The organism is Abyssibius alkaniclasticus, from assembly GCF_020447305.1.
Lineage (GTDB): Bacteria > Pseudomonadota > Alphaproteobacteria > Rhodobacterales > Rhodobacteraceae > Abyssibius > Abyssibius alkaniclasticus.
Window position 1 is genome coordinate 2,648,398 of the sequence record NZ_CP095732.1, and the last position, 23,016, is coordinate 2,671,413.

At 59.3% G+C, this 23,016-nt stretch carries 25 protein-coding genes; 4 read left to right on the forward strand and 21 right to left on the reverse strand.

What is annotated here, in order from left to right:
* Positions 1-7 precede the first annotated feature (7 nt).
* The 18 genes from LGT41_RS13175 to LGT41_RS13260 all read right to left on the reverse strand — a co-directional run bounded on the left by LGT41_RS13175 (position 8) and on the right by LGT41_RS13260 (position 17,196).
* Positions 8-760 (reverse strand): biotin--[acetyl-CoA-carboxylase] ligase, encoded by a 753-nt coding sequence (locus LGT41_RS13175; RefSeq protein WP_274127366.1) that lies wholly within the window; start codon positions 758-760, stop codon positions 8-10.
* A gap of 3 nt (positions 761-763) precedes the next feature.
* Entirely contained in the window at positions 764-2,197 is a 1,434-nt protein-coding gene (gene nuoN / locus LGT41_RS13180) for an NADH-quinone oxidoreductase subunit NuoN (protein ID WP_274127368.1), read from the reverse strand.
* 12 nt (positions 2,198-2,209) lie between these two features.
* Complete coding sequence (locus LGT41_RS13185) at positions 2,210-3,784, reverse strand: NADH-quinone oxidoreductase subunit M (RefSeq protein ID WP_274127370.1); 1,575 nt, start codon at positions 3,782-3,784, stop codon at positions 2,210-2,212.
* Positions 3,784-5,742 (reverse strand): NADH-quinone oxidoreductase subunit L, encoded by a 1,959-nt coding sequence (nuoL, locus tag LGT41_RS13190; protein ID WP_274127371.1) that lies wholly within the window; start codon positions 5,740-5,742, stop codon positions 3,784-3,786. The genes LGT41_RS13185 and nuoL overlap by 1 nt, the downstream gene beginning before the upstream one ends.
* A 135-nt stretch (positions 5,743-5,877) precedes the next feature.
* The gene (gene nuoK / locus LGT41_RS13195; RefSeq protein WP_274127372.1) at positions 5,878-6,183 is read right to left on the reverse strand and encodes an NADH-quinone oxidoreductase subunit NuoK; all 306 of its coding nucleotides are present in this window, start codon (positions 6,181-6,183) and stop codon (positions 5,878-5,880) included.
* Entirely contained in the window at positions 6,180-6,794 is a 615-nt protein-coding gene (locus LGT41_RS13200; RefSeq protein ID WP_274127373.1) for an NADH-quinone oxidoreductase subunit J, read from the reverse strand. The genes nuoK and LGT41_RS13200 overlap by 4 nt, the downstream gene beginning before the upstream one ends.
* Positions 6,795-6,817: 23 nt before the next feature.
* Positions 6,818-7,312, reverse strand: a complete 495-nt coding sequence (gene nuoI / locus LGT41_RS13205) for an NADH-quinone oxidoreductase subunit NuoI (protein WP_274127374.1) — start codon at positions 7,310-7,312, stop codon at positions 6,818-6,820.
* Between the two features lies 1 nt (position 7,313).
* A complete protein-coding gene (gene nuoH / locus LGT41_RS13210; RefSeq protein WP_274129729.1) occupies positions 7,314-8,345 on the reverse strand; it encodes an NADH-quinone oxidoreductase subunit NuoH in 1,032 nt (343 codons plus the stop codon).
* Positions 8,346-8,358: 13 nt separating this feature from the next.
* Entirely contained in the window at positions 8,359-10,371 is a 2,013-nt protein-coding gene (nuoG, locus tag LGT41_RS13215; RefSeq protein WP_274127375.1) for an NADH-quinone oxidoreductase subunit NuoG, read from the reverse strand.
* A gap of 4 nt (positions 10,372-10,375) precedes the next feature.
* Positions 10,376-11,671 carry an NADH-quinone oxidoreductase subunit NuoF gene (nuoF, locus tag LGT41_RS13220; RefSeq protein ID WP_274127376.1) on the reverse strand — a complete coding sequence of 432 codons (1,296 nt, stop codon included), beginning with the start codon at positions 11,669-11,671 and terminating at the stop codon, positions 10,376-10,378.
* 2 nt (positions 11,672-11,673) lie between these two features.
* A complete protein-coding gene (locus tag LGT41_RS13225; RefSeq protein WP_274127377.1) occupies positions 11,674-11,913 on the reverse strand; it encodes a DUF5337 family protein in 240 nt (79 codons plus the stop codon).
* Positions 11,914-12,531, reverse strand: a complete 618-nt coding sequence (locus tag LGT41_RS13230) for a hypothetical protein (RefSeq protein ID WP_274127378.1) — start codon at positions 12,529-12,531, stop codon at positions 11,914-11,916.
* A 58-nt stretch (positions 12,532-12,589) separates the two neighbouring features.
* Positions 12,590-13,651 (reverse strand): NADH-quinone oxidoreductase subunit NuoE, encoded by a 1,062-nt coding sequence (gene nuoE / locus LGT41_RS13235; protein ID WP_274127379.1) that lies wholly within the window; start codon positions 13,649-13,651, stop codon positions 12,590-12,592.
* Complete coding sequence (locus LGT41_RS13240; protein ID WP_274127380.1) at positions 13,651-14,475, reverse strand: hypothetical protein; 825 nt, start codon at positions 14,473-14,475, stop codon at positions 13,651-13,653. The genes nuoE and LGT41_RS13240 overlap by 1 nt, the downstream gene beginning before the upstream one ends.
* Positions 14,472-15,686 carry an NADH-quinone oxidoreductase subunit D gene (locus LGT41_RS13245; RefSeq protein WP_420720187.1) on the reverse strand — a complete coding sequence of 405 codons (1,215 nt, stop codon included), beginning with the start codon at positions 15,684-15,686 and terminating at the stop codon, positions 14,472-14,474. The genes LGT41_RS13240 and LGT41_RS13245 overlap by 4 nt, the downstream gene beginning before the upstream one ends.
* On the reverse strand, positions 15,683-16,282 hold the full coding sequence (locus LGT41_RS13250; protein ID WP_274127381.1) for an NADH-quinone oxidoreductase subunit C: 600 nt from the start codon (positions 16,280-16,282) through the stop codon (positions 15,683-15,685). Before LGT41_RS13250 ends, LGT41_RS13245 begins: the two co-directional genes overlap by 4 nt.
* A 9-nt stretch (positions 16,283-16,291) precedes the next feature.
* Positions 16,292-16,834 carry a NuoB/complex I 20 kDa subunit family protein gene (locus LGT41_RS13255; RefSeq protein ID WP_274129731.1) on the reverse strand — a complete coding sequence of 181 codons (543 nt, stop codon included), beginning with the start codon at positions 16,832-16,834 and terminating at the stop codon, positions 16,292-16,294.
* Entirely contained in the window at positions 16,831-17,196 is a 366-nt protein-coding gene (locus LGT41_RS13260; RefSeq protein ID WP_274127382.1) for an NADH-quinone oxidoreductase subunit A, read from the reverse strand. The genes LGT41_RS13255 and LGT41_RS13260 overlap by 4 nt, the downstream gene beginning before the upstream one ends.
* Before the next feature lie 306 nt (positions 17,197-17,502).
* Here LGT41_RS13260 and LGT41_RS13265 point away from each other — a divergent pair, with 306 nt between their 5' ends.
* Genes LGT41_RS13265 through LGT41_RS13280 form a run of 4 tightly spaced genes read left to right on the forward strand, consistent with a single transcriptional unit; the run spans position 17,503 to position 20,044 of the window.
* The gene (locus tag LGT41_RS13265; RefSeq protein ID WP_274127383.1) at positions 17,503-17,808 is read left to right on the forward strand and encodes a BufA1 family periplasmic bufferin-type metallophore; all 306 of its coding nucleotides are present in this window, start codon (positions 17,503-17,505) and stop codon (positions 17,806-17,808) included.
* Between the two features lie 57 nt (positions 17,809-17,865).
* On the forward strand, positions 17,866-18,729 hold the full coding sequence (gene bufB, locus LGT41_RS13270; protein ID WP_274127384.1) for an MNIO family bufferin maturase: 864 nt from the start codon (positions 17,866-17,868) through the stop codon (positions 18,727-18,729).
* Entirely contained in the window at positions 18,726-19,508 is a 783-nt protein-coding gene (locus LGT41_RS13275; RefSeq protein WP_274127385.1) for an HvfC/BufC N-terminal domain-containing protein, read from the forward strand. The genes bufB and LGT41_RS13275 overlap by 4 nt, the downstream gene beginning before the upstream one ends.
* Positions 19,509-19,513: 5 nt before the next feature.
* Complete coding sequence (locus LGT41_RS13280; RefSeq protein ID WP_274129732.1) at positions 19,514-20,044, forward strand: DoxX family protein; 531 nt, start codon at positions 19,514-19,516, stop codon at positions 20,042-20,044.
* Here LGT41_RS13280 and LGT41_RS13285 read toward each other — a convergent pair.
* The 3 genes from LGT41_RS13285 to metF form a co-directional block, all read right to left on the reverse strand.
* Positions 20,009-20,740 carry an RlmE family RNA methyltransferase gene (locus LGT41_RS13285; RefSeq protein WP_274127386.1) on the reverse strand — a complete coding sequence of 244 codons (732 nt, stop codon included), beginning with the start codon at positions 20,738-20,740 and terminating at the stop codon, positions 20,009-20,011. The genes LGT41_RS13280 and LGT41_RS13285 overlap by 36 nt on opposite strands.
* Positions 20,737-21,858, reverse strand: coding sequence for a Ppx/GppA phosphatase family protein (locus LGT41_RS13290; RefSeq protein WP_274129733.1), 1,122 nt, complete (start codon positions 21,856-21,858; stop codon positions 20,737-20,739). Before LGT41_RS13290 ends, LGT41_RS13285 begins: the two co-directional genes overlap by 4 nt.
* A 100-nt stretch (positions 21,859-21,958) precedes the next feature.
* Complete coding sequence (gene metF / locus LGT41_RS13295) at positions 21,959-22,855, reverse strand: methylenetetrahydrofolate reductase [NAD(P)H] (protein ID WP_274127387.1); 897 nt, start codon at positions 22,853-22,855, stop codon at positions 21,959-21,961.
* Positions 22,856-23,016: the final 161 nt, after the last annotated feature.

Genomic DNA, 23,016 nt, shown 5'->3' on the forward strand with positions numbered 1-23,016 from the left:
ATTTCGGCTAGAAATAGATATCTGCCGCGGCAATTGTCTGTGTTCCAGCGGCGCTGCGCAAGAGCAGGGCGCCGTTTTCATCGAGCGTTTCAAAGATCCCGGTCTCAACCCGGTCACCCAGTCTGGCGGTGATTGGCGCGCCAAGATTGGCTGCGCGCTCCAGCCAGCTCTGGCGGATGGCGGCAAAACCCGCATCGCGCAACTGCGCTTCGCGCTGGGCAAAATTCGGGGCAAGGCTGTTCAGAAAGGCTTCGGGCGCAACGGAAATGCCGCTGGCCTGTTGCAGCGAAACGGGTGTCATAGCACCCGGTTCCACCGCATCAAGGCCGGGCGCATGGGCAAGGTTCACGCCAATGCCGATGATCAGATGATCAACCCGCGCGCCTGTGCCCGCAGTTTCCAGCAAAATGCCCGCCAGTTTCTGGCCGCGCGCCAGCACATCATTCGGCCATTTCAGCGCAAAAATATCGCCCCGCCCGGTAAGCGCGACCAATGTGTCATGCAGGGCGAGTGCGGCGACGAAGCTGCGCTGTGCTGCCGCGGCTGCGGGCATATCGAGCTTCAGCAGCAGGCTGGCCATGAAATTGCCGGCCGGCGCGTGCCAGGGGCGGCCCCGCCTGCCCCGTGCTGCCGTTTGGCTATGCGCCATGAACCAGGCATCGGCCTGCGCGCCCTGTTCCAGATGGCGGCGCGCCTCGGCATTGGTGCTGTCCAGCTCGGCAAAGATATGCCGCTGCAGCTGCGCGGGCCACATGGCCATGCGCTACATCAGCGCCCGTGCTGCCGCCATTGCCATGCTATCCACCCCGAACAGGTTGATAACCCCCAGCACCATCGCCGCAGCCGACCCCCACAGGAACAACCAGTGCATCATGGGAATGCGCCCTGTCAGCGGCTCGACCTCCGAGCCGAAATACAGGATGTAAATGATGCGAAGGTAGTAAAAGGCCGAGATGACCGAGGCGATGACACCGGCAATGGCAAACCAGACCAGCCCCGCATTAATTGCCGCGCTCAGCACATAGAATTTGGCGAAAAAGCCAACCAGCGGTGGCAGGCCCGCAAGGCTGAACATCAGCACGGCCAGCGCCAGCGCGCGGCCCGGATCAGTTTTGGAATACATGCCAAGCGCATAGATATCGGTAATCGCCTGATCATCACGGCGCATGTTCAGAATGAAGGCAAAGACCCCGACATTGGTTGTGACATAAATCGCCAGATAAAGCAGCGTGGCCGAAAGCCCCTCGGCCCCGCCCGCAGCCAGACCCATAAGCGCAAAGCCCATATGCCCAATGGAGGAATAGGCCATGAGCCGCTTGATATTCCGCTGGCCGATGGCGGCAATCGCACCCAGAAACATCGAGGCGACCGACAGGAAGATCAGAATTTGCTGCCATTCGGCAATGGCATCGCCAAAGGGGCTGAACAACAGACGGGCAAACATTGCCGCTGCGGCGACTTTGGGGGCCGTTGCGAAGAAGGCGGTCACCGGCGTGGGCGAGCCTTCATAGACATCGGGTGTCCACATATGAAACGGCACGGCGGAAACCTTGAAAGCCATGCCAACCACAAGGAACACCAGACCAAACAGCAACCCAAGCGACATTTGCTCTTGCGAGGCGACAACCGAAGCGATGCCGGCAAAGGTTGTGGTGCCGGTAAAGCCATAGACCAGCGACGCCCCGTAAAGCAGCAGCCCGGAGCTGAGCGCGCCCAGCACGAAATATTTCAGACCCGCCTCGGTCGATTTCAGGTTATCGCGGCGAAAGGCGGCAACCACGTAAAGCGCCAGCGATTGCAGTTCCAACCCCATGTAAAGCGCGATCAGGTCGCTCGCCGAAACCATGATCATCATCCCGATTGTCGCCATAACGACCAGCACGGGAAATTCAAACTTCATCAGCTTGGCGCGGCGCAGATAATCTTGCGACATCAGCAAGATAATAGCGGCCGACAGCAGGATCGTGACCTTGGCGAACCGCGCGAAACGGTCATCGACAAAGGCACCGTCAAAGGCCTGGCGCGTGCCTTCATAGCCATAGCCGATCCACAGGCCGACCAGCGCCAAAGCGCCGGCAGAAAGCCACAGGACCAGCACATCGCTGCCCTTGCGCCAGGCACCCAGCATAAGCGCGGCCATCGCAAAAACCGCCAAAAGCAACTCGGGCAGGATGGTGATCAGGTTTTGTTCTATCATCGTCTCTACCCGTTAATGCGCGGAGGTGGTGGTTGGGGCGGTGGTGGTGACGGTGGCACCTTCCAGCATCATCACGCTGCTGTCTGGTGTGCCAAATGGTTCAATGAGCGCCGATACGCTGGGGCCGATCACATCCAGCACAAGTGCAGGATAGATGCCCAAAATCAGCGTGCCGGCAACAAGCGGCGCGAACAGCCATTTTTCGCGGCTGGTCATATCGGAAATGCCCTTCAGGCTTTCCTTGACCAGATCGCCGAACACAACGCGGCGGTAAAGCCATAGCGCATAGGCCGCAGACAGGATTACACCGCTTGTGGCAAAGACAGCCGCCACAGTTGAAACCTGGAACAGGCCGACCAGTGTAAGAAACTCGCCCACAAAGCCCGAGGTGCCCGGCAAGCCGACATTGGCCATTGTGAACAGCATGAAGATGAGCGCAAAAACCGGCATCCGCACGACCAGCCCGCCATAGGCATCTATGTCGCGGGTGTGCATCCGGTCATAGATCACGCCTACGGTCAGAAACAGCGCACCAGAGATGAAGCCGTGGCTGATCATCTGGAACAGCGCGCCGTCAACGCCCTGCTGGTTGAGCGTGAATATCCCGATGGTGACGAAACCCATATGCGCAACCGATGAGTAAGCGATGAGCTTTTTCATATCTTCCTGCATCATCGCCACCAAGGATGTGTAGATGATTGCAATGGCCGAAAGCGCGAAAATGAAGCCTTGCAGCAACTCGGTTGCCACCGGAAACATGGGCAGGCTGAAGCGCAGGAAGCCATAGCCGCCCATCTTCAGCAAGATCGCCGCCAGCACAACCGAGCCCGCCGTGGGCGCCTGCACATGGGCATCGGGCAGCCAGGTATGCACCGGCCACATGGGAATTTTCACCGCGAAGCTGGCAAAGAAGGCCAGGAACATCAGCGTTTGCACCCCGCCAACAATTTGCCAGCCCAGCACTGAAATTGTTTCGGAGCTGAATTCATAGGCCAGAAGGGTTGGAATATCGGTGGTGCCCGCCTCCATCCACATGGCGATGATGGCAACCAGCATGAGGACCGAGCCAAGCAGCGTATAAAGGAAGAACTTGAACGCGGCATAAATCCGGTCTTTGCCGCCCCAGATGCCGATGATCATGAACATCGGGATCAGCCCCGCCTCGAAGAACACATAGAACAACACGGTATCCAGCGCGCAGAACACGCCGATCATCAGCGTTTCAAGCAGCAGGAAGGCAATCATGTATTCCTTGACGCGGTGGGTCACATGCCAGCTTGCGCCAATGACAATGGGCATCAGGAATGTCGTCAGCAGAACGAACAGAATGGATATGCCATCGACACCCATTTTATAGCGCAGCCCGGCCAGCCAGGTGCGGTCTTCGACAAGCTGGAAGCCGGTATTGCTGGGGTCAAACGCCGCCAGCGCAAAGAGCGATATGATGAATGACAGGATGGTGACAACCAGCGCCACCACCTTGGCATTGCGCTGCGCCATCGCATCATCGCCGCGCAGCAGTAAAAGCAGGCTTGCCGCGCCGAACATCGGCACGAATGTCACCAGTGAGAGCAGGTAGTCTTGCATTATTGCGCCCCTCCGGTCAGCACAAACCAGGTAATAATAGCCCCAACGCCCAGGATCATTGCAAAGGCATAGGTAAACAGAAAGCCCGACTGCGCCCGGCCCGCAAGCCGCGTGAGCAGCGGCACAAGCCGCATGGTCAGCCCGTTGATGGTGCCATCAACAACAGCCCCGTCGCCCTTTTTCCACAAGAACGTGCCAAGCCATTTGGCCGGACGCACGAAGATCGCCTCATATAGCTCGTCAAAATACCATTTGTTGAGCAGGAACTGATAGGCGGGCTGGAATGTATTGGCCAGCCGTGCGGGCAGATCGGTGCGCCAGATATAAAAGGTAAAGGACAGCGCAAAGCCAAGCAGCATGGCAATGAACGGCGAAACCTTGACCCAGGTCGGCGCATAATGGGCCTTGTAGATCGTCTCGAAACCATTTGATGACACAACCGAGGGGCCGAACCATTCGGTCATGCTCTCCCCGAAGAACGGGTCGAGCCAAAGCATCCCGGCAAAGACCGAGCCAAGCGCCAGAACCGCAAGCGGGATGATCATGACATTCGGGCTTTCATGCGCGTGGTCATGCGTATGCGCATCGCCGCGCGGGGTGCCGTAAAAGGTCATGAACATCAGGCGCCAGGAATAAAAGCTCGTCATGAAGGCGGCGATGACCAGCATCCAGAAGGCATAGCCGCTGCCAGATGCAAAGGCGCTTTCAACGATCGCATCCTTTGACAGGAAGCCCGCAAAGCCGATGCCGCTCAGCGGAATGCCAACCCCGGTAATGGCCAGCGTGCCGATCATCATCGCCCAGAAGGTCAGCGGGATCTTTTTGCGCAGCCCGCCGTAATTGCGCATATCCTGCTCGTGATGCATGGAATGGATCACCGAGCCTGCACCAAGAAACAGCATTGCCTTGAAAAACGCATGTGTGAACAGATGGAACATGGCCACCGGATAGGCACCAACGCCCGCCGCGACAAACATATAGCCAAGCTGCGAACAGGTCGAATAGGCGATCACCCGTTTGATATCGTTTTGCACAAGGCCTACGGTCGCGGCAAAAAACGCGGTGGTTGCGCCAACCGCCGTAACGATCATCAGCGTGCCCGAGGCATAGTCGAACAGTGGCGACATGCGGCTCACAAGGAACACGCCGGCTGTCACCATCGTTGCGGCATGGATAAGGGCTGAAACCGGCGTCGGGCCTTCCATTGCGTCGGGCAGCCATGTGTGCAGCAAAAGCTGCGCCGATTTTCCCATTGCGCCGATAAACAGCAGCAGTGTCAGCGTTTCGATGACCGAAACCTCATAGCCGATGAAGTTGAAGCTCTGCGCGGCCATTTCCGGCCCTTTGGCAAAGATCACATCAAAGTTGATGCTGCCTGTCACATAGAAAATGCCGAAAATGCCCAGCAGGAAGCCAAAATCGCCCACGCGGTTGACGATGAATGCCTTCATTGCGGCGGCATTGGCACTGGGTTTGCGGTAGTAGAACCCGATCAGCAGATAAGAGGCAACGCCCACACCTTCCCAACCGAAAAACATTTGCAGCAGGTTGTCGGCCGTGACCAGCACAAGCATGGTAAAAGTGAAGAAGGACAGATAGGCAAAGAAGCGCGGGCGGTAGCTTTCACCGTCCTTGTATTGCTCGTCATGGGCCATGTAGCCCATTGAATACAGGTGAACGAGCGCCGAAACCGTGGTGATGACGACAAGCATGATCGCCGTCAGCCTGTCAAGGCGGATCGCCCATTCAACCTGCATTTCACCCGAGGAAACCCAGCGCATGATGCTGACGGTCTCAACCTCTTCGTAATTGCCGAAGAACAGCACCCAGCTTAGCAGGGCCGCCAGAAACAGCAGCGCCGTGGTCACGATCTGTGCGCCCTTGTCGCCAATGGCGCGATGGCCAAACCCGGCAAGCAGCGCACCGATGAGCGGGGCGAAAAGGATGATAGTTGCCATAGTCTTTTTCCTGCCTCAGAGGCCCATGAACCCGAAGGTTCCAATCAATACCACAATCGGTGCAGGCAACAGGGCGACCGGAAGCAGCCCCAAAATGCCAACAAAGCTGAATGCACTCACGCTCACCACGCTTGCCTAACCTTTCAGAACGTTGACTTTTTCAACGTCAATTGATCCACGGTTACGGAAGAAGCACACCAGAATGGCCAGACCGATGGCCGCTTCCGCGGCGGCAACAGTCAGCACGAACAGCGTAAAGACCTGGCCGACCAGATCGCCCTGATACACCGAAAAGGCAACAAGGTTGATATTGACGGCCAGCAACATCAGCTCGATCGACATCAGGATAACGATGACGTTCTTGCGGTTGACGAAAATCCCGAAAATGCCCGTTACGAACAAAATGGCCGCCACGGTAATGTAATGTTCAACGCCAATCATATGCCCTGCCCCGGTTTGATGTCTTTCATGATCACGGCCTTGGCCGGATCGCGATACATTTGGCTCAACACATCCTGACGCTTGACATCGGTGCGGTGGCGCATGGTCAGCACGATCGCCCCGATCATTGCCACCAGCAGGATCAGCCCGGCGATTTGGAACAGGAAAATGTATTTCGTATAGATCAACATGCCGAGTGCCGCGGTGTTATGCACATCTTCGGGCATGGGGGCCACGGCGGCGCGCAGTTGCGGCATGTTTTCGGCAAAAATCCAATGGCCGGTAACAAGCGCAAGTTCGCCCAGCAAAATAAGCCCGATGAGCAGTGCAAGCGGCAGGAATTTGGCCACCCCGCCCTTCAGCTCGACAAAGTCGACATCGAGCATCATCACCACGAACAGGAACAGCACCGCCACCGCGCCGACATAGACGATCACCAGCAGCATGGCGACAAATTCCGCCCCCATCAGCACGAACAGCCCGGCGGCGGTGAAGAATGTCAGGATCAGCCACAGCACCGAATGCACCGGGTTGCGCGACATCACCACCATGAAGCCCGCGGCCACGGCGATGAATGCGAACAGATAAAAGGCCAAGGCAGTAATGCCCATAATATGTTCCTCTTCAGTTCACCCTAGCGGTAGGGTGCGTCCAGTTCCAGATTGCGGGCAATTTCCGCTTCCCAGCGGGCGCCGTTTTCCAGCAGTTTTTCTTTGGTATAGAACAGTTCTTCGCGGGTTTCGGTCGAATATTCGAAATTCGGCCCTTCAACAATCGCATCCACCGGGCAGGCTTCCTGACAGAAGCCGCAGAAGATGCATTTGGTCATGTCGATGTCATAGCGCGTGGTGCGGCGGCTGCCATCCTCGCGCGGTTCGGCATCGATGGTAATGGCCTGCGCCGGGCACACCGCTTCGCACAGCTTGCAGGCGATGCAGCGTTCCTCGCCATTCGGATAGCGGCGCAGCGCGTGTTCGCCCCGAAAGCGCGGCGAGAGCGGGCTTTTCTCATGCGGGTAGTTGATCGTCACCTTGGGGGTGAAGAAATACCGCATTCCCAGCCTGAACCCGGCAATGAAATCCGAAAGCAGAAAGTATTTCGTGGCGCGTTTCCAGTCGATCTCACTCATATCAGCCCCCTACTGCCCAGCGGGCATAGCCCGGCACGCCGTATTGCGCAAAGAATGCCACGATGACAACCCAACCCAGCGACAGCGGCAAAAATACTTTCCAGCCAATGCGCATAAGCTGGTCATAGCGGTAGCGCGGCACGATGACCTTGACCATCGAGAAGACGAAGATCAGCAGCAGCATTTTGCCGACCATCCACAAAACCCCGTCGGGCAGGCCCGGAATGGGCGACAGCCAGCCGCCGAAGAACAGCACGGTCATCAGCGCGGTCATCACCACCACGGCCATCAGCTCGCCGATCATGTAAAGCAGGAACGGGGTCGAGGAATATTCGACCTGATAGCCAGCCACCAGTTCGGATTCCGCTTCGGGCAGGTCGAATGGCGGGCGGTTGGTTTCGGCCAGCGCCGAAATGAAGAACAGAATGACCATCGGGAAATGCGGCAGCCAATACCAGTTGAGCAAGCCATAATCGCCGGCCTGTGCATTCACGATTGCGGTCAGGTTCAGCGAGCCGGTGGAAATCAGCACGCCAACAATGATCAGCCCGATGGAAACTTCATACGAGATCATCTGTGCGGCGGAACGCAGCGAGCCAAGGAACGGATATTTGGAGTTTGACGCCCAGCCGCCCATGATCACGCCATAAACCTCAAGCGAGGACACGGCGAAGATATAGAGAATGCCGACATTGATGTTTGAAATCACCCAGCCATCATTGAACGGAATGACCGCCCAGCTGACCGAGGCCAGAACGAAGGTCATCAGCGGGGCAAGGAAATAGACAAACTTGTCGGCCCCGGCGGGCACCACGACCTCTTTCACGATGTATTTGATGAAGTCGGCAAAACTTTGCAGCAGCCCGAAGGCGCCAACCACATTCGGCCCCTTGCGCAGATGCACCGCTGCCCAGACCTTGCGTTCGCCATATAGAATGAAGGCCAGCGCCACCAGAACCAGCACCAGAACCAGCAGGCACTGGCCAAGGATCACCAGAAAGGTGCCAAAGTAAAAGCCGAAAACGTCGGTCATGAATTCCATATGCTTACTCCGCCGCCAGGGTTTGGGTGCGTGCTGCCGCCATCCGGCTCAGCTCGGCCATCACCTGACTGGCCCGTGCGATCGGGTTGGTCTGGTAGAAATCGGCAATCGGGTTGGTGAACGCGCCCTTGCCAAGTTTGTCGGCGCTGGGCGCGGCCCAGGCATTCTGCGGCACGGCATCAAGCGCGGCCAGATGCGGATGCGCTTCAAACATCGCGGCACGAAGCGCGGTCTGGCTGTCCCAGGGCTGGGTTGCGCCAAGCTCGGCGGAAAGCGCGCGCAGAATGGCCCAGTTTTCGCGGGCATCGCCGGGGGCGAAACCGGCGCGTTGCGCAAGCTGCGGGCGGCCTTCGGTATTCACGAAAATGCCGCTTTCCTCGGTATAGGCGGCGCCGGGCAGAATGACATCGGCACGATGCGCGCCACGATCGCCGTGGCTGCCCTGATAGATGACGAAGGCACCGGCGGGGATGTCGATCTCATCGGCGCCCATGTTGAAAACCACCTCGGCCCCGTCAAGCGCGGCCTTCATGCCGCCCTCGGTCGTGCAGCCTGCATCCAGCGCGCCCACACGGCCAGCGGCGGTGTGCAGCACCATGAATTTGGATTGCGTATTCTCGACCAGCGTTTTGGCGGCGGCCATAACGCCTGCCGCATCATCGCCCATCAACGCGCCCTGCCCGATGATCACCACGGTGTTCATGTCTTTGGCGGCACCGATTTTCTTGTTGGCAAGCTCTTGCAGCGCCGCACGATCCGTGCCGACATGCACATATTCATACGTCAAATCAACAGCTTGCCCGACAAGGCCAATGTTTGCACCACGCGCCCATGCCTTGCGGATGCGGGCATTCAGCACGGGGCTTTCATTGCGCGGGTCGGTGCCGACTAGCTGGATCATATCGGCATTGTCGATATCGGCTATCGTGGCCGTGCCAACATAGCCAGACCGGTCGCCCGCCGGCAGCATTGCGCCATCGACGCGGCATTCCACCTTGCCGCCCTGCCCTTCAACCAGTTGCTTCAGCGCGAATGCAGCCTCGGTCGAAACCAGATCGCCCACCAAACCAGCCCATTTTTTGCCCTTTTGCGCAGCAATCGCGCCAAAGGCCTCGGCCCAGCTTGCGGGTTGCAGCTTGCCGTTGCGCCGCACATAGGGTTTATCAAGCCGCTGGCGGCGCAACCCGTCCCAGATGAAGCGGGTCTTGTCGGAAATCCATTCCTCGTTCACGCCATCATGGTTGCGCGGCAAAATGCGCATCACTTCGCGGCCCTTGGTATCCACGCGGATATTCGCGCCAAGCCCGTCCATCACGTCAATGGTTTCGGTCTTGCTCAGCTCCCAGGGGCGGGCGGTAAAGGCGTAGGGTTTGGAGGTCAGCGCGCCAACCGGGCACAGGTCGATGATATTGCCCTGAAGGTTGCTGTCGAGCGTGGTGTTCAGATACGAGGTGATCTCGCCATCTTCGCCGCGCCCTGTCTGGCCCATTTGCGTAATGCCCGCCACTTCGGTGGTGAAGCGCACACAACGGGTGCAGGAAATGCAGCGGGTCATCGTGGTGGCGACAAGCGGGCCCAGGTCGAGGTCGAGGCTGGCGCGCTTGGGCTCGCGGAAACGGCTGAAATCAACGCCGTAAGCCATTGCCTGATCTTGCAGATCGCATTCGCCGCCTTGGTCGCAGATCGGGCAATCGAGCGGGTGGTTGATGAGCAAAAACTCCATAACCCCTTCGCGGGCCTTCTTCACCATTGGCGAGTTGGTCTTGACAACCGGCGCCTGGCCTTCCGGGCCGGGGCGCAGGTCTTTCACCTGCATGGCGCAGCTTGCGGTGGGCTTGGGCGGCCCGCCCACAACCTCGACCAGGCACATGCGGCAGTTGCCGGCAATCGTCAGCCGTTCATGGTAGCAAAAGCGCGGAATCTCGATGCCCGCAACCTCGCAGGCCTGCAAGATGGTCATGGTGCCGTCGACTTCGATCTCGTTGCCGTCGATGCTGATTTTCTTGAGGTTGCTCATGCCCTTACTCCGCCGCCACGGCCGAAACCCGGCCCGTGCGCTTGTGTTTGATCCGGTCTTCAATTTCGTCGCGGAAATGGCGGATGAGGCCCTGAATGGGCCAGGCCGCTGCATCGCCAAGCGCGCAAATCGTGTGGCCCTCGACCTGCTTGGTCACATCGAGCAGCATGTCAATTTCCTCTGGCTCGGCATCGCCGGTCACCAAACGGTCCATCACGCGCATCATCCAGCCGGTGCCTTCGCGGCAGGGGGTGCATTGCCCGCAGCTTTCGTGCTTGTAGAACTTGCTCAGCCGCCAGATGGCCTTGATCACATCGGTCGACTGGTCCATGACGATCACCGCCGCCGTGCCAAGGCCTGAGCGTTGTTCGCGCAGCCAGTCAAAATCCATGATCGCATCATCGCACATATCCGCAGGCAGCAACGGCACCGACGAGCCGCCGGGGATGATTGCCTTGAGGTTCTTCCAGCCGCCGCGCACGCCGCCGCAATGCCGGTCGAGCAATTCGCGCAAGGGAATCGACATTGCCTCTTCCACAACACATGGGTTCACCACATGGCCGGAAATGCCGAAAATTTTGGTGCCGTGGTTGTTCTGGCGGCCAAAGCTTGTAAACCAGCCCGCGCCACGGCGCAGAATGGTTGGCACAACGGCAATGGATTCCACGTTGTTCACCGTGGTCGGGCAGCCATAAAGCCCCGCCCCCGCCGGAAAGGGCGGCTTCATGCGCGGCATACCCTTTTTGCCCTCAAGGCTTTCCAGCAGCGCGGTTTCTTCGCCGCAGATATAGGCCCCCGCCCCGTGGGCAAGGTATAGGTCAAAATCATAGCCCGATTTCGCGGCGTTCTTGCCAAGCAGGCCCGCATCGTAAGCCTCGTCAATCGCGGCTTGCAGGGCTTCGCGCTCGCGGATAAATTCGCCACGAATGTAGATATAGCCGGCATTGGCCCCCATTGCGAAACCGGCAATCAGGCAGCCTTCGACAAGCGTATGCGGGTCGTGGCGCATGATCTCGCGGTCTTTGCAGGTGCCGGGTTCGGATTCATCGGCATTGACCACCAGATAGGACGGGCGCCCGTCGCTTTCCTTGGGCATGAAGCTCCACTTCAAGCCGGTCGGAAAGCCCGCACCACCGCGCCCGCGCAACCCGGAATCCTTCACCTGCTGAACGATCCAGTCGCGCCCCTGTTTCAGAAAACCAGCCGTGCCATCCCAATGCCCACGCGATTTGGCCCCCGCAAGCGAGCGGTCATGCATACCGTAGATATTGGTAAAAATCCGGTCCTTATCGGCCAGCATACCTAGTCTCCCTGCCGCTGGCGCAATCGCCAGACTTGAAACAACACAATGATTGCAAAGGCGAAGCCCGCCATAGCAACCAGATCGAATATAACCGCCCAGCGTTGCGCCAGGCCAAGCTGCGCCGAAAGCCAGGCACCGCCGAAAAACAGCGCCGCCGAAGCCAGCATGACATAGGCCGCAAGCCGCACCTGCCTGGCCCCGGGCGGCGAGGTGTCCGAATCCCCGTCACGCTTGTTCATTCAGCTTGCCCCTGTATCGGCCAAATCGCGGGCTTGTTCCACCCAATTATCGCGCGAAACACGCCCTTTGAAGCCTTCAAGATTGGCATCGACCCAGGCAATTTCGTCTTTGGTCCAGCTGGCAATTTGCGAATAGTGGAAATAGCCCATGCCGTTGAGCATCCGCTCCAGCCCCGGGCCAATGCCCTTGATGCGCTTGAGGTCATCGGCGCCGCCGCTCATCGGCACCATGAGGCTGGCGGGGCGGCTGCCTTCATCGGCGCCTTCGTCAAGGCCGTCGCCATCATAATCGGGGCCGCCATGATCGCCCGGCACATCGGCGGCTACCTCGTTTTCTGTAACCTTTTCAACGGGTTCATCTGCCTCATCGGCAATGCGCGAAACGCTTGGCATTTCGGGCACGGAAATGCCCGCGCCGGGATGTTCGGCCACGCAATAGCGCAGCGCAGCCCAGCTTGCCGCGATGATCACCGTAACCATGATGATCAGCGCCAGAAAATCCGGCAGGAACGAGGCCAGGATCAGCCCCAGAATGCCGCTGAGTGAAACAACAGCCGTGAGTGCCACGCCAATGCAGACGCCGCATTCGTAACTTGCGCGTTCATCATGTGTCATCATGTACCTCGCAAAGTTGGTTATACGGGCCGGCGCAGCCGCGCCAGACCCATTTCAGGCGCTAATCTTGCGCCAAAACCTTCGCCTGTGCCACCCATTCATCGCGGCTCGCCCGGCCCTTGAACCCGTCCAGGTTCTGATCAACCCAGGCGAGTTCGGTCTCGGTCCAGGCGGCAAGCTGGTCGAAATGGTAAAAACCCATGCCGTTCAGCATTTTTTCAAGCTTGGGGCCAATGCCGCTGATGCGCTTCAGGTCATCGGCGCCCGTTTCGCGTGCCGCCGCAAGGGTGGCTGGCTTGGCGCTGTCATCCACCACAGGTTCCGGCCCGGCCTTGGGGGCGGCCTTGGCTGCGGGCTTGGGTTTGCTCACCGGCGCGGCTGGCTCTGCCTTGGCTTCTGCCTTTGGCGCGGCGGCCTTGTTGGCGGGGGGTTTGCGCTTGAGCAAGGGCACTTCATCGCCCTGAATGCGTTTGATCGTGTCGCCGATTGAAAGCGCGCGCGCGACCGAGCCGTTATGGTCTTGCCCGGTAAACGCGGTCAGCGCGGTCAGCCCGCCGGCCGGTTCGCTCGAAAAGCGGCCATTCTGCGGGCCGGGTTTGGGCACTTCACCACGGCCAAAGGCGGCCAGCAATTCGCGGAACTTCTCCGCCGTCAGGTCTTCGTAATAATCCTTGCCGATCTGCACCATTGGGGCATTGGCGCAGGCACCAAGGCATTCCACCTCTTCCCAGCTGAACTTGCCATCGGCCGAAATGTCATGCGCATTGGGCGCAATCTCTTCGCGGCACACCGAGATCAGGTCTTCGGCACCGCAAATCATGCACGATGTCGTGCCGCAAACCTGCACATGCGCAACCGCGCCAACCGGCTGAAGCTGGAACATGAAGTAGAAGGTCGCCACTTCCAGCACGCGCATATAGGCAAGGCCAAGCATATCGGCCACGCCTTCAATGGCGGGGCGGGTCAGCCAGCCTTCCTGCTCTTGTGCGCGCCACAGCAACGGGATAACCGCGCTGGCCTGGCGTCCGGCCGGAAATTTGGCCATCTGGGCCTCCGCCCAGGCCTGATTGGCCGGGGTGAAGGCAAAGGATGAGGGCTGGTCTTTATGAAGGCGCCGAAGCATCAGCTACACCCCGATGTCCCTTTGAGGATGAGCGCACTGGCGTTCGGCAGGAACTGGATCTTGCCCTCGGCGGACAATTCGGCAACCAGAACCGAGGCTTCGTTCATCGACAGGCCCTGTTCGGGCAGCAGGCGCACGAATTCGTGCATGTGAATCGCACAGCCATTCAGCTCGATAAAGGCGACAAGCAGGTCGCGAGCGCTGAATACCGCTGGCGCGGGTGCCTCCGTTGCGGCGGGTGCCGCCTCGGCAACAGGGGCGGGTTCAGGCGCGGCGATCGGTGTTTCGGTGATCGGCGCCGACGCAACAGCCGGTGCATTCGGATCACAGATAGACCCGTCCAGCACCAGCATCTGCGAGCCTGGGTCGAACGCCGCCAATCCGGCCATGACAAGCCGCGAACCGGCAACGAATGCGTCATCGGACGGAAGGTCGGTATTGGCGAACATCTCGTCAACATCGGCTTCGGCAATTGCGCAGCCATTGGCCGACAGAACAGAAACGAAGGTTGCAATCTCTGGCTTGGCAAGCAGCGGGTTGGTCGCTTCTTCTTCAGCCACCACACAGACAGCAGCGTCGAGGGTTAGCATGTCGGTCGCGAAATCATAGCCCAGCTGGCCGTTATTCACCAATTCGCCCGCCGAACGGCGGATATCGCCCTCTGCCGCGCCGTTGGCTGTAAACTGGGATACAAGCACACCCATGCGCATTGTGCATTCATTTGCACGCAACGCGCCGACCAACTGGTCAGTCAGCCCGCTTTGCGCATAAACGCCAGTCGCACCGCTAATCAGTATAGCACAGAGCGCGAGTAGTTTCTTCATCTGTCAACCTCCCCAAACACGATATCGAGCGTGCCGATTATGGCCGACACGTCCGCTAATTGATGTCCACGCCCCAGATGCTCCAATGCCGCAAGATGCGGAAATCCGGGCGCGCGCAACTTTACCTTGTAAGGCTTATTACTGCCATCCGCGACTAAATACACGCCAAACTCGCCCTTGGGGGCTTCGACAGCGGCATAAACCTCGCCTTCGGGCACGTGAAAGCCTTCTGTATATAGCTTGAAGTGATGAATCAGCGCTTCCATCGAGGTTTTCATATCGGCACGTTTGGGCGGTGCAATCTTGCCGCGCGCCAGAACATCATCGCCCTCGCACTCACCCAGCTTGGTGATGCATTGGCGAATGATTCGAACACTTTGCACCATTTCATACATGCGCATCATGTAACGGTCGTAACAATCGCCGCGCGTGCCGACCGGAATGTCGAACTCGAACTCGTTGTAACATTCATAGGGCTGGTTGCGGCGCAAATCCCAGGCAATGCCCGCCGAACGCAGCATCACGCCCGACATACCATAGGCCTGTGCATCGGCGGCATTCACCACGCCGATATCTACGTTGCGCTGCTTGAAGATGCGGCTTTCGGTCAGCAATGTGCCCAGATCGTCCAGCACTTTGGGGAAGGTCTCGGTCCAGGCCAGAATATCATTCAACAGCGCAACGGGCAGATCCTGATGCACGCCGCCGGGGCGGAAATAGGCGGAATGGAGCCGCGCGCCGCTGGCCCGCTCGTAAAACTCCATCAGCTTTTCGCGCTCTTCAAACCCCCAAAGCGGCGGGGTCAGCGCGCCAACGTCCATCGCCTGCGTTGTCACATTCATCAGATGGTTCAGCACGCGGCCAATTTCGCAATAGAGAACGCGGATCAGGCTGGCGCGGCGCGGAATTTCCGTACCGGTCAACCGCTCGATCGCCAGGCACCAGGCATGTTCCTGGTTCATCGGCGCAACATAGTCCAGCCTGTCCAGATAGGGCAGGTTTTGCAGGTAGGTGCGGCTTTCCATCAGCTTTTCGGTGCCGCGATGCAGCAGGCCGATATGCGGATCAACCCGCTCGACAATCTCGCCGTCCAACTCCAGCACAAGGCGCAAAACGCCATGTGCTGCCGGGTGTTGCGGGCCGAAGTTGATGTTGAAATTGCGGATCTGCTGTTCGCCGCTCAGCATATCGCCTTGGGTGCCATCCATCATTTCGCCCCCTCTTTCTCGGGCAGGATATATTCGGCCCCTTCCCAGGGCGACATGAAGTCGAACTGGCGGTATTCCTGAACCAGCGAAACGGGTTCATAGACCACGCGCTTTTCAACCTCGTCATAGCGAAGCTCGACATAGCCGGTGGTCGGAAAATCCTTGCGCAAGGGATGGCCGCGAAAGCCGTAATCTGTCAGCAGGCGGCGCAGGTCGGGATGGCCGGTGAAGACAATGCCATACATGTCGAACACTTCACGCTCATACCAATTGGCCGAAGGATAGACCGACATGACGCTGGCAATGGCAATATCAACCGGCAATTCCGCCTTCACGCGAATGCGCTGGTTCTGCACCAGCGACAGCAGATGATAGACCACCTCAAAGCGTTTTTCACGCTCCGGATAGTCGACCGCGGTAATATCGACCAGTTGCGAAAAATGCGTGGCGTTATCCTGTTTGAGGAATTCCAGAAAGCTGACCAGCCGTGCGGGCACGATTGTTACGGTCAGCTCGCCATGTGAAATGCTGGTGTTCAGCACTGCGTCATCGCGGCGGGCAACCAGCAATTCGGCCATTTCCTGCAGGGGGTTTGCCATAGTCTTCCCCTATCGCTGAATGGTGCCGGTGCGGCGGATCTTCCGCTGCAACTGCAAAATGCCGTAAAGCAGGGCTTCGGCGGTTGGCGGGCAGCCGGGCACGTAAATGTCAACCGGAACGATCCGGTCACAGCCGCGCACGACCGAATAGCTGTAATGGTAATAACCGCCACCATTGGCGCATGAGCCCATCGACAGCACATAGCGCGGCTCTGGCATCTGGTCATAGACCTTGCGCAGGGCGGGGGCCATCTTGTTGGTCAGCGTGCCGGCCACGATCATCAGGTCGGATTGGCGTGGTGTGGCGCGCGGCGCGACACCAAAGCGTTCCACATCCAGACGCGGCATCGAGGTATGCATCATTTCAACCGCGCAGCAGGCCAGTCCGAAGGTCATCCAGTGCAGACTGCCGGTGCGCGCCCAGTTGATGACGGATTCAGACGATGTCAGGATGAACCCCTTATCGGCCAGTTCGGCATTCAACAGCCCTGTGGCCGAGTCCTTGTCGGCCCCGGCGCTGATGCTGCCCGCAGGCGATGCGGCCGCAGTCATGACCATTCAAGCGCCCCTTTCTTCCATTCATAAGCGAAACCGATCGTCAGCACCGCCAAAAACACCATCATCGACCAAAATCCGAGCAGGCCAATATCCTTGAAGGCCACCGCCCAGGGAAAGAGGAATGCGATTTCAAGGTCGAAGATGATGAACAGAATCGCCACAAGGTAGAAGCGAACGTCAAACTTCATGCGCGCGTCGTCAAAAGCATTGAACCCGCATTCATAGGCCGACACTTTTTCAGGGTCGGGGTTGCGAACAGCCAAAATGATTGCGGCCAAAATCAACACCAGACCAAGCGCAATCGCCAGCCCCAGAAAGATGATAATGGGAAGATACTCGCGCAGCAGGTCTTCCAAATGTCTACTCCTTGCGCCAAATCGCGGTTTTCACCGCGATTGCTGCCTTCGCCGGGTTCAGCCAAGCGTTGTGATACATCAGCGGTTTACCCTTGCTACACAGCGCCGTCAACCAAACTTGCGGCCAATAAACGCCCTTAAACATGGCAAAATTTCGACCAGAGGCGAAAAAATCGCGTGCAAATGTTACAGTTCGTCACTCTGCTGTGAGGTCAAGCGCTTGTGAGTCGCTTGTGATCGGCGACCTGCACTACCCATTGAGATGTCGAGACCATCGACGGACACCATAACAAAAAGGAATTTCACATGTCTGCAAAAATTCTAAAAGGAATGGCGATTGCCGGTTCGATCGCCACTGCAATGTCGGCGCTTTCGGGTGCGGCAACGGCGCAAGAACAGGAAAAATGCTTCGGTGTATCGCTGGCTGGCGAAAATGGCTGCGCAGCCGGCCCGGGCACAACCTGTGCCGGCACCTCGACCGTTGACTATCAGGGCAATGCCTGGATGCTGGTGCCCGCGGGCACCTGCGAAACAATCGAATTGCCCGCAATGGAAGACGGCATGGCGCGCATGGGCTCGCTTGAAGCACTTGAGCGTGACCTGCCCGCATAATGCGGTGTTTTCCGGCAGGGCCGCTCGGCCCTGCCGCCTTTAGCTGAAAGGCCGAAAATGCTTGATTCACAGCCACATGGCCCCATGCCAAACGCCCCCGGCGTTGGCTATAAACCGCAACATCTGGCCGGGATTCTGGCCAATGCGGGGGCGGTGAAATGGCTCGAAATTCATGCCGAAAACTATATGGGCGAAGGCGGGCCGCATCTGGCCCAGCTGCGCCATTTGCGCGAACACTTCCCAATTTCCTGCCACGGGGTTGGCCTGTCGATCGGCGGTGAGGGGCGGCTGGATGGCGAGCATCTGGCGCGGCTCAAAAAACTCGTCGGCTGGCTGAAACCCGCACTGTTTTCAGAACATCTGGCTTGGTCGACCCATGATATGGGCTATCTGAACGACCTGCTACCACTGCCCTACAACATGGCCAGCGTCAAACGCGTGGCCGCGCATATTGACGAGGTGCAAACCACAATCGGGCGGCAGATGCTGCTCGAAAACCCCTCGCTTTACGTGGCATTCGCCGAATCCACGATGGACGAGATCGGCTTTCTGACCGAAGTTCAGGCACGCACGGGCTGCGGGCTGCTTTTGGATGTGAACAATGTGTTCGTTTCCGCCACCAACCAGAATTATTCGCCCGAAGGTTTTATCGATGCCTTCCCGGTGGAACATGTCGGCGAAATCCACCTTGGCGGGCATGACGAACAGGTCGACGACCACGGCGCGCCGCTGCTGATTGACAGCCACGATGCGGCGGTGGTCGACCCTGTCTGGGCGCTTTATGCGCGCACCATTGCCCGCGCCGGCCCTCGCCCCACGCTGATAGAATGGGATAGCGACATTCCCGAATGGGCTGTGTTGGAGGCCGAGGCCGCGCGCGCGGCGGCTGTTCTTGCACCCGTAGCGGCCGAAATATCATGAACCAGCCCGAATTTGCCCATGCGTTGCTGAATGCCGATGCGCCGGTGCCCGCGGGCATTATCGACCCGCAAGGCCGCCCGGCGGGGCGGCGGTTCGATGTCTATCGCAACAATGTCATCGCCTCGCTGTGTCAGGCGATGGCCGATGCCTACCCTGCCGTGCAGCACATTGTGGGCGACGCATTTTTCAAGGCGATGGCCAGTGTCTATGTGCGCGCCAACCCGCCGAAAACCCCGATAATCCAGCAATATGGCGATGATTTTGCCATCTGGCTGGAAGGGTTCGCGCCTGCCGCCCGCCTGCCCTATCTGCCCGATGTTGCGCGTCTCGAATGGCTGCGCCGCAAGACATATCATGCCGCCGATGCAACACCCGCCGCGCCCGATGTGCTGGCGCGCATTCCCGAAGGCGATTTGCCCGATGCACGGCTGCATTTCATTCCGGCGATGGCGGTGATCAGTTCGCCCTTTCCGGTGCTGGCAATCTGGCAGAAAACCATTGAAACGCCGGAGCTTGCTTTGCCAGCAGGCGGCCAGACGGTGCTGATCGCACGGCCGCAGACGCGGGTGAACATGCACGCCCTTGCTCGACATCACGATGTATTCCTGCAGCATCTTGCACAGGAAAGACTGGGCACAGCACTTGACCATATGGCACAGGCCGAAGGTTTTGACCTTGGCGCGGCGCTTGCCGCAATCCTGCAGGCCCGCCTGCTTGCCAATGTCACGATTGAACCAGGGGCCAACCAGGCAAAGCAGATAAACGGGGGAAAGACATGACTGTAATTTCGGGGTTATTCAGCCTGCATGACAGGGTTTTCGAAAGCATCGAGCGTGCCACGCATTGCTGGCTGCTGCCCAGCGCCGCACGGCTGACATTTGCCGCCGTCTTGCTGGTGTATTACTGGAATTCGGCCGGCACCAAGCTCGACGGGTTTGGCCTGTCGCCCAATGCCTACGTGCAGATATTCCCGCAGCAGGCCGAGGCCTATGGTTATGATTCCAGCCAGTTCGGCCTGCTGGCCACGCTTATCGTCTGGGCGGGTGCACTGGCCGAGTTTGTGCTGCCCGCGCTGATCGTGCTTGGCCTGTTCACACGGCTGGCCGCGCTTGGCATGATCGGCTTCATCATCGTGCAAAGCCTGACCGATATTTACGGCCATATGGCTGATTCCAGCACGATCGGCGCGTTTTTCGACGGGGTGGAAAACGCCCGCATTCTTGATTTGCGCGCGTTTTGGGTGTTTGTGCTGCTCTATCTGGTCATCAAGGGCGGCGGGCTATTCTCGCTCGACCGGCTCCTCGGGCGCAGATGATGCGCCCTTGAACCCCATCGCCACGACGAATTTCTCGCTGGAATCCTTGCGCGAGCTGGGCGGCTTCATGTGGTAGACCTTGGTGAAGTTCTTCTTCAGCAGGTTCAGCACCGTCGCCTCGGCCCCGCCCGCCAGCACCTTGGCCACGAATGTGCCGCCCGGCTCCAGCACATCCAGCGCGAACATCAATGCCGCCTCGACCAGCCCGACAATGCGCAAATGGTCGGTTTGCGGGTGGCCGGAGGCAGCCGCAGCCATGTCCGACATCACAACATCGGCCCCGCCGCCAAGCCAGGCTTTCACCTTGTCATCGGCATCTTCTTCAAGAAAATCAAGCACATGCAGTTCGGTGCCCGGAATGGGCTCTACCTCTTGCAGGTCAACCCCCAGCACATAGCCCTGCTTTTTGCCCTGCCGCGTGCCAAGCGCATTGGTGCGATGCACCGCCATCTGGCACCAGCCACCGGGGGCGCAGCCAAGGTCGACCACCCGCGCGCCCGGCACCAGAAAGCGGAAGCGGTCATCAAGCTCCATGATCTTGTAGGCGGCGCGGCCACGAAAGCCTTCCTTGCGGGCACGAATGACATAGGGGTCGTTCAACTGGCGCTCTAGCCAGCGTGTCGATGATATTTTACGGCCCTTGGCGGTTTTAACCCGCACGCGGAGTTCGCGTTGCCCTCTGCCCGATGCGCTCATGCTACCAACTGTCCTTCGCTCAGCACGCCATCCGCGCTCATCATTGAAAACAGGATGCCTTCGCGCAGCCCCCTGTCGGCCACGCGGATATTCTGTGTGGGCCAGATCCGCAAGATCGTTTGCAATATCGCCGCACCCGACATGATAAGCTCGGCCCGGTCGCGCCCGATGCCCGGCTCGTTGCGCCGCCCTTCCGGGCCAAGGTCGAGAAACTTGCGGATGACCACATCAACATCGGCGGCCCCCATCCCCATACCATCAACGCGCTGCCGGTCATAGCGGCGCAGGCCCAGATGCATGGCACCCACGGTGGTGACAGTGCCCGAAGTGCCGATCATCTGCAAACCATCAAGCCATTGGCCGTTTGTGCCGGTGGAATAGGGGGAAAACGCATCCATCTGCTCTTCGAAGTAACAGGACATCAGCGCAAAACGGGCGGAATCATCCTCCACATCGGCATAGCGTTGCAGCAGGGTCGCCACACCAAGCGGCACCGAAATCCAGTCGATCACCCGCGCGCCGCGCGCTTCCAGCAGCGCCTGTGCCTGCTTGCCGGGTTGCAGCCCGATCATGGCCTTGATGCGGGTCGTGGCCTCGACCTCGGACAGGTCGATCCAGACCAGCTCGGTCGAGCCGCCGCCAATGTCGATCACCAGCACCTGCCGCGCATCGGGCGAGACGAGCGGCGCACAGGAAATAACCGCGAGCCGCGCCTCTTCCTCGGGGCGGATCACCTCAAGCCGCAAGCCGGTTTCGTGGCGGATTTGTTCCAGGAATGCCTTGCCATTGGTCGCGCGCCGGCACGCCTCGGTCGCCACAAGCCGCATCCGCCGCACGCCCAGCTTTTTGAGCTTGCGCGAACAGACATGCAGTGCTTGCAGGGTGCGTGAAATGCCCGCGTTCGAAAGCGCGCCCGTGCGCTCCAGCTCCAGACCAAGGCGGACAGATTTGGAGAACGCATCGACAATGTCGAAATGCGCCCCGTTGGGTTGGGCAACCAGCATTCGGCAGCTATTCGTGCCCAGATCCAATGCAGCGTAAAGAGGTGCCGGCGCGTCCCCGCGCGGCGAGCGCCGCCGCTGCCTGCGGGCGCCCGTTTGTCGGCTTTGATCGCCGATATCGGTCAATATACCAATCCTAGCCGCCGGTTCGGCAGCCTTTGGATAAAAGGCTAACCTATCCGCCGCAGCCCTGCAAGCAGGGACTGTTCACAATTGGCTAGGCAACCGCATTTCCCACAGCCATAGCGGGCGCGATTGGCTGCACGCCAATGGCGCGGGCAATGTCATAGGCAAGGTCTGGGTTGTTGAGCGTGTAGAGGTGGAAATCCTCCACACCCTCTTGGCGCAGATCATCGCAAAGCTCGGATGTCATGGCGACCGAAAGCAATGCGGTTTGGGCCGCGTCGGCGCAATTGCGATAGGCCTGGTGCATCCAGTCGGGCACCGTGGCCTGGCAGCGCGCGGCAAAACCGGCCATCTTGCCGAAATCCTCAACCGGCAGAATACCGGGGATGATTTTCTGCGTGATACCCGCCGCCACACAGGCATCGCGGAAGCGCAGGAAGGTTTCGGCCTCGAAGAAAAACTGCGTAATCGCCTGATCGGCCCCCGCATCGAATTTGCGCTTCAGATTGGCGATATCGGCAGCCAGATCGGCGGAATCGGGGTGCTTTTCGGGGTAAGCCGCCACCGAAATACGAAAACCGCCTTGCGTGCGCAATCCAGCCACCAGGTCTGCCCCGCTTTCAAACCCGTGCGCGTGCGGGGTGAAGTGGCTTGCACCCTTTGGGGCATCGCCGCGCAGCGCCACGATGTGGCGCACGCCCATGCGCGCATAGCTGCGCGCCGTGGCCAGTGTTTCGGCGCGGCTGGCACCAACGCAGGTAAGGTGGCCAGCCACATTCAGGCGCGCACGATCGCGGATTGTGGCGATCGCTGCATTCGTGCGGTCACGCGTCGTGCCGCCTGCGCCATAGGTGACCGAAACAAATTCGGGGCCAAGCGGCGCCAAACGCTCAACCGAACGCCATAGGCGCAGGTTCGCTTCGGGGGAATGTGGGGGAAAGAATTCGAACGACAGGCGCACGGCCTGCCCTTGTGTTGTGTCTTGCATCGGTCCAAACCGTCAATGAGTGTTGCTACGCTTCAGAAATCGCACGTTCCGAGCGACCATTCAAGCCCTATTTACGACAATCTTGCCTTGCACCCGCGTCGTAAATTCGCCATCTGTCGTTTCTGCATCTGCGAAAGTCGCCATTCTCCATATGCAACCCT

Coding starts and splice junctions, on each gene's coding strand:
- LGT41_RS13225 (WP_274127377.1), bottom strand. CDS start 11,913: ATGAACAAGCGTGACGGGGATTCGGACACCTCGCCGCCCGGGGCCAGG.
- LGT41_RS13175 (WP_274127366.1), bottom strand. CDS start 760: ATGGCCATGTGGCCCGCGCAGCTGCAGCGGCATATCTTTGCCGAGCTG.
- bufB (WP_274127384.1), top strand. CDS start 17,866: ATGCTTGATTCACAGCCACATGGCCCCATGCCAAACGCCCCCGGCGTT.
- LGT41_RS13255 (WP_274129731.1), bottom strand. CDS start 16,834: ATGACTGCGGCCGCATCGCCTGCGGGCAGCATCAGCGCCGGGGCCGAC.
- LGT41_RS13265 (WP_274127383.1), top strand. CDS start 17,503: ATGTCTGCAAAAATTCTAAAAGGAATGGCGATTGCCGGTTCGATCGCC.
- nuoL (WP_274127371.1), bottom strand. CDS start 5,742: ATGGCAACTATCATCCTTTTCGCCCCGCTCATCGGTGCGCTGCTTGCC.
- nuoI (WP_274127374.1), bottom strand. CDS start 7,312: ATGAGTGAGATCGACTGGAAACGCGCCACGAAATACTTTCTGCTTTCG.
- LGT41_RS13275 (WP_274127385.1), top strand. CDS start 18,726: ATGAACCAGCCCGAATTTGCCCATGCGTTGCTGAATGCCGATGCGCCG.
- LGT41_RS13185 (WP_274127370.1), bottom strand. CDS start 3,784: ATGCAAGACTACCTGCTCTCACTGGTGACATTCGTGCCGATGTTCGGC.
- nuoH (WP_274129729.1), bottom strand. CDS start 8,345: ATGACCGACGTTTTCGGCTTTTACTTTGGCACCTTTCTGGTGATCCTT.
- nuoF (WP_274127376.1), bottom strand. CDS start 11,671: ATGCTGGCCGATAAGGACCGGATTTTTACCAATATCTACGGTATGCAT.
- LGT41_RS13285 (WP_274127386.1), bottom strand. CDS start 20,740: ATGAGCGCATCGGGCAGAGGGCAACGCGAACTCCGCGTGCGGGTTAAA.
- LGT41_RS13200 (WP_274127373.1), bottom strand. CDS start 6,794: ATGGGCATTACTGCCTTGGCCTTTTATCTGTTCGCATTCATCGCCGTG.
- metF (WP_274127387.1), bottom strand. CDS start 22,855: ATGCAAGACACAACACAAGGGCAGGCCGTGCGCCTGTCGTTCGAATTC.
- LGT41_RS13240 (WP_274127380.1), bottom strand. CDS start 14,475: ATGAAGAAACTACTCGCGCTCTGTGCTATACTGATTAGCGGTGCGACT.
- nuoN (WP_274127368.1), bottom strand. CDS start 2,197: ATGATAGAACAAAACCTGATCACCATCCTGCCCGAGTTGCTTTTGGCG.
- nuoG (WP_274127375.1), bottom strand. CDS start 10,371: ATGAGCAACCTCAAGAAAATCAGCATCGACGGCAACGAGATCGAAGTC.
- nuoK (WP_274127372.1), bottom strand. CDS start 6,183: ATGATTGGCGTTGAACATTACATTACCGTGGCGGCCATTTTGTTCGTA.
- LGT41_RS13250 (WP_274127381.1), bottom strand. CDS start 16,282: ATGGCAAACCCCCTGCAGGAAATGGCCGAATTGCTGGTTGCCCGCCGC.
- LGT41_RS13230 (WP_274127378.1), bottom strand. CDS start 12,531: ATGATGACACATGATGAACGCGCAAGTTACGAATGCGGCGTCTGCATT.
- nuoE (WP_274127379.1), bottom strand. CDS start 13,651: ATGCTTCGGCGCCTTCATAAAGACCAGCCCTCATCCTTTGCCTTCACC.
- LGT41_RS13245 (WP_420720187.1), bottom strand. CDS start 15,686: ATGATGGATGGCACCCAAGGCGATATGCTGAGCGGCGAACAGCAGATC.